This window comes from Stenotrophomonas terrae (genome assembly GCF_001431465.1).
Classification (GTDB): Bacteria; Pseudomonadota; Gammaproteobacteria; order Xanthomonadales; family Xanthomonadaceae; genus Stenotrophomonas; species Stenotrophomonas terrae.
This window is the reverse complement of sequence record NZ_LDJJ01000088.1, coordinates 1-5059: the sequence shown is the minus strand read 5'-3', so window position 1 is coordinate 5059 and position 5059 is coordinate 1. Positions and strand designations below refer to the sequence as shown.

The window sequence follows — 5059 nt, the reverse complement described above, 5'->3', positions numbered from 1 at the left end:
TCACCTGGCGGCCTCGAAATTGTGGCGCCTTTTTTCCGTAGCCCGGGTAAGCGCAGCGCACCCGGGAAGCAGGGATCTATGGGAAACCTCGGGTGCTCGCCAACAACCCCGGGTGCGCTGCGCTTACCCGGGCTACGTTGTCTATGGTGCCCGCACGGTTTGCAACTCGGGCTTGTCTATATCGCCTGCCTGGCGGTCTCGAAATTTGGCGCTTTTTTCCGTAGCCCGGGTAAGCGCAGCGCACCCGGGAGTCAGTGATCTACGGGAAATTTCAGGTGTGTGCCAACAGCCCCGGGTGCGCTGTGCTTACCCGGGCTACGGTGTTGGCTCGGCTCAAGCGTGCCGGATTTCTCAGGCCGGGCTGACCTGCAGCGCGGTCTTGGCCGCTTCGAGCTTGCGGCGCTGCTCTTCGTCTTCGCAACGTTGCAGCGCCTCGTCGATCAATTGCAGTGCTTCGGCGTCGCGGTTGTAGCGCTCGCCCAGCAGCAGGGCTGCCTGCAGCGCCCACTGCGGTGCCTGCGGGTCGCGCGGCCAGGCCTTGAACATCGCCCGCAGGGTGTCCATCTGCAGCTGCAGCTGGCCGCCCAGACGTGCGCGCTCAGCAAGCTGCGCGGCCTGCTGCGGTTCTGAAGGGGTGAAGTCCGCATCCACCTCCAGCATGTCGCGCAGGACGTTCATCGCTTCGCGTTCCTGCTTTTCGATCAACAGGCGGTTGATGTACTGGCGGGCATGGTCGCGCAAGGCGTCTGATGCGCCCTTGCGCCGAAGCAGGCGTTGGTAAAGCTCGTGTACCGGCAGACTCACCGCGCGCGAGCGCACCGAGCCGCGCAGGGCATCGAGCGCTGCATCGAGCTGGCCTTCGCGGACGAAATGCTCGGCTTCGTCGAGCAGCTTCTGGTCCGGGTCATGCCGTAACAGCGCGTCGTAGGCGCCCTCCGGCTCGAAGCCCAGCGCCTCGTGGTACTGATAGACCAGATAGCCAAGCAGATGGAAGGCGCTGAACAAGCCCCAGATGCTGAAGAAATTGAGCACCAGCTCGCCTACCACCGGCGGCATGAAGGTGTGCAGCCACTGGCCGGCGGTCAAGGCGCTGGCCTGGATGACGAACAGCAGCAGGAAGGCGGCCAGATAGGGCCAGCCAATCCGCAGCGCGATGGTGATCGAGGTGGCGGGATTGGCGGCATGACGCAGGCTGCCGTCCATCGCCAGCGAGATCACGCAGCCGGGCTGCAGCAGGACCACCGCGGCGAGCGTGAGCAGGCCAATTATCGGGCCGAGGAAGATCGCCACCGTCACCACGAAGACGCCCATCAGGATCATCAGGCCGAGCAGGCGTATGACGGTGCCGTCGCTGCTGCTGAGGGTGTTCTCGGGCGAGGCCATGCGGCCGTTGGCGGTTTCGCGCAGGATCTCGAAGGCGTAGCGGTAGATCGCCACCCAGGTGACGATGCCAAGCAGCCAGCCTATGGCCGGCAACCAGGTCAGCAGGGTGCACAGGGTGAGCGCGATCAGCGAATACAACGCCGAGCCACGCACCGGATAAAGCGTGATTGCCGGCAGTCGTTGCCAGAACGGTTGTGGGCGGTGCGCATTTGCGCCGCGCTTGCGGTCTTCCATGACATTCCCCCGAGAGTCAGACGCAGATTGTGACGCCTGCGATGGAGGGCCGGCAATGGGCCGGCCCAGGCGTGGTAGTCAGCGCTTGCCGCCGAAAATGCTGCCGAGGATGCCGCGCACGATCTGGTTGCCCAGCTTGGTGCCCACGGTGCGGGTGGTCTGCTTGGCCATGGTCTCGATCATGCCCTGGCGGCGCTTGGTGCCAAAGATCGCGTCCTTGATGCTCTGGCCGAAACCGCCCTCCTGTGCCTCGTCCTGCTGGCGGGTGCGGGCCGCCGGTGCCTGCGCCTGCTCGACGGCTTTCTCCGCCCGTTGGGCCAGCAGTTCGGCGGCCGATTCGCGGTTGACGGCGGTGTCGTAGCGGGTGCCAACCGGGCTGCCGGCGCGCACCTGGGCACGCTCGGCATCGGTGATCGAGCCCATGCGGCAGCGGGGCGGGGCGATCAGGGTCTTCTGCACCGGTGAGGGAATGCCCTTGTCCTGCAGCGTGGACACCAGCGCCTCGCCGGTACCCAGCTGCGACAGGGTGGCGACCACGTCGAGCTTGGGGTTCTGTACGAAGGTTTCGGCTGCGGTCTTGACCGCTTTCTGGTCGCGCGGGGTGAAGGCGCGCAGGGCGTGCTGCACGCGGTTGCCGAGCTGGCCAAGGATGTTGCCGGGCACGTCGTCCGGGAACTGGGAGCAGAAGTACACGCCCACGCCCTTGGAGCGGATCAGCCGCACCACCTGCTCGATGCGCTGCACCAGCGCTGGCGGTGCATCGTCGAACAACAGGTGGGCTTCGTCGAAGATGAAGACCAGCTTGGGTTTTTCCAGGTCGCCCACTTCCGGCAGCTGCTCGAACAGCTCGGACAGCAGCCACAGCAGGAAGGTGGAATACAGGCGCGGCTTGAGGATCAGCTGGGCGGCGGCGAGGATGCCGACCACGCCGCGGCCGTCGTGGTTGACCCGCATGATGTCGGCCAGTTCCAGCGCCGGCTCGCCGAAGAAGGCTTCGCCGCCGTCCTGTGACAGACGCAGCAGCGAGCGCTGGATCGCGGCCACCGACTGCGCGCTGACCAGGCCATATTCGGTGGAGATGTCCTTGCGTTCCTCGGCCACCAGGCCCAGCAGGGCGCGCAGGTCATCCAGGTCGAGCAGCAGCAGGCCGCGGTCGTCGGCCAGCTTGAACACGATATCGAGCACGCCGGACTGGGTGTCGTTGAGCTCCAGGATGCGCGCGAGCAGGGTGGGGCCCATCTCGCTGACGGTGGTGCGCACCGGGTGGCCGAGCTTGCCGTACAGGTCCCAGAACACCACCGGGCTGGCCGCTGGCGCAAAGCCGTCGACGCCGATTTCGGCCGCGCGCTGGGCCAGCTTCTCGCCGCCCTCGCCAGCAACCGCCAGGCCGGCCACATCGCCCTTCACATCGGCCATGAATACCGGCACGCCCAACCGCGAGAAGCCCTCGGCCAGCGTCATCAAGGTCACCGTCTTGCCGGTACCGGTAGCGCCCGCCACCAGGCCGTGGCGGTTGCCGAAGCGTGGGAGTAGGGTGACGGCGATGTCGTCGGTGACGCCTTTGCCGAGCAGGATCGGGTCCATGGAGGCACTCATTGGTGAATGAAGGGAGGATTCTAACGGCCGACTGTATCGCTGCGGTGGCAATGTTGCCCCCGGGTCTGTCTGCCAGCTACCCTGCCTCACCTTTGTCATGCAGTGCTGCTGATGCCCGTATCCCTGTTATCCGCTCGTCCTTGGTCGTTGTTGCTGGCGACCTCGTTGTTGACCGTGGTTCCGGCCGCCCATGCGATCTCGGCCCGGGACAAGGTCAAGGTGGATGCCATCGAGGCACGGATGACGGTGGCTGAAAAGCGTTACAGCGACGCACTGGTACTGGTTGCCAATGCCGACCCCAAGGGCGCCAGCGAAGGCGATGCCGCGCTGGAAGACATGGAAGACGTGATCAGCGCCTGTATCGCGCAGAAGGGTTGCCAGGTCAGCAATCTGCTGGCCACCTACAAGCGCCTGCTCAAGCAGCGCGCCGACGCCAGCGGCAGCGCCGAGGGTGAGGATGGTGGTCCGCTGGAAGCCGATCCCGACCATATCGCGCCACTGATCGCCGATGTTCCTGAAGCCGCGCGTGCGGCGGCCCTGCTCAATGATCACCGCCACGCCTTCGATGACATGGTCGAGTACAACCCGGCCATCCAGGCCGGCATCCGCCGTTGGCTCACCGACATGCGCCCCTCGCTGCTGACCAGCTACGAGAACTACATGAACCTGCGCGCGGTGATGTGGCCGGAGTGGGAAAAGGACGCGCTGCCTGAGGCTTTGTTGTTCGGCATCATGGCCAAGGAATCCAATGGCCGCGTACATGCGTCGTCGCGGGTGGGTGCCGCGGGCCTGATGCAGTTCATGCCGGCCACCGGCCGCCGCTTCGGGCTGGGCCCCGACGGCACCGGCTTCGACACCCGCTTTGATCCGCGCAGTGCCGCCAGCGCCAGCGCCGATTACATGAACGAGCGCATGCGCGGGCTCAACAAGAACATCGAGTACGCCCTGGCCGCCTACAACGGTGGCGAAGGACGCGCCGCGCGCATCTACCGCGAGACCGGTGGCCAGAGCTTCTGGACCGATACCTCGTACAACCAGTTCCCGGGCGAGACCAAGGACTATGTGCCGATGGTGATTGCCGCGGCGTGGATCTTCCTGCACCCGCAGCAGTACGGCGTGGAGTTCCCGAAGATCAATGCGCAGCCGGCGACCATTCGCCTAGCCAAATCCACCACCATCTATGAGCTGACCATCTGCCTGGGCAGCACCGGTACCCGTGACGGCTATATGCGCGCACTGCGCAACCTCAACCCGCGCTATGAAGCGGACGGCTGGATACCGTCGGGTACTACCATCAATGCCACCACCCGCATTGCCGGTCTGTACAACCGTTATTGCGTGAGTGGTCCGCGTGCCGATCTGGCGCGTGCGTTGATCACCGCCGATCTGAACGCCGCGATCAAGCGGCCTTCGGCGGCGAGCTTCACTGGCAGCGTGGCGGTGGGTGATGTGCAGGCGATGCAGGCTGCACAGGCCGTTGCGCCGGTAGCCGCCCCGGTGGCTGCGCCGCGTCCGGCTGCACCTGCACGACGTGCCGCGCGCAGTTACAAGGTTGCCCGCGGCGACACCCTCGGCGGCATCGCCAGTCGTTTCCAGTGCGAACTGCCGGCGTTGGCTCGTGCCAATGGCCTGCGCGCACCGGCTTATGCACTCAAGCCCGGGCAAAACCTGAAGCTGGAAGGCTGCGGCCGTTGAAGCAGAAGGGCGCCGCAAGGCGCCATTCTTGTTTAGTGCGGGCTGTGCTTTTGTGGGAGCGGCGTAAGCCGCGAAGCAGATGGGTCATCAGATCCCAAGGCTGCTGCTCGCGGAAGAAACACCAGCTTCGCGACTGACGTCGCTCCCACAA

Annotated in this window: 3 protein-coding genes; 1 reads left to right on the top strand and 2 read right to left on the bottom strand. The window is 65.6% G+C overall.

Translation table 11 applies throughout. The features are described 5' to 3' along the window. Positions 1–351 precede the first annotated feature (351 nt). Entirely contained in the window at positions 352–1617 is a 1266-nt protein-coding gene (locus ABB27_RS18435) for a hypothetical protein (RefSeq protein ID WP_057630705.1), read from the bottom strand. Positions 1618–1695: 78 nt separating this feature from the next. Then, the gene (locus ABB27_RS18430; RefSeq protein ID WP_057630709.1) at positions 1696–3201 is read right to left on the bottom strand and encodes a helicase HerA-like domain-containing protein; all 1506 of its coding nucleotides are present in this window, start codon (positions 3199–3201) and stop codon (positions 1696–1698) included. Positions 3202–3324: 123 nt separating this feature from the next. Between ABB27_RS18430 and ABB27_RS18425 the strand changes: the two genes are divergently transcribed. After that, positions 3325–4908: a transglycosylase SLT domain-containing protein gene (locus tag ABB27_RS18425; RefSeq protein WP_057630707.1), complete on the top strand. Its 1584-nt coding sequence runs from the start codon at positions 3325–3327 to the stop codon at positions 4906–4908. Positions 4909–5059 lie beyond the last annotated feature (151 nt).

What these genes read in the sequence shown, in the direction of transcription:
- ABB27_RS18435 (WP_057630705.1), bottom strand. Translation starts at nt 1,617, where the DNA reads ATGGAAGACCGCAAGCGCGGCGCAAATGCGCACCGCCCACAACCGTTC.
- ABB27_RS18430 (WP_057630709.1), bottom strand. Translation starts at nt 3,201, where the DNA reads ATGGACCCGATCCTGCTCGGCAAAGGCGTCACCGACGACATCGCCGTC.
- ABB27_RS18425 (WP_057630707.1), top strand. Translation starts at nt 3,325, where the DNA reads ATGCCCGTATCCCTGTTATCCGCTCGTCCTTGGTCGTTGTTGCTGGCG.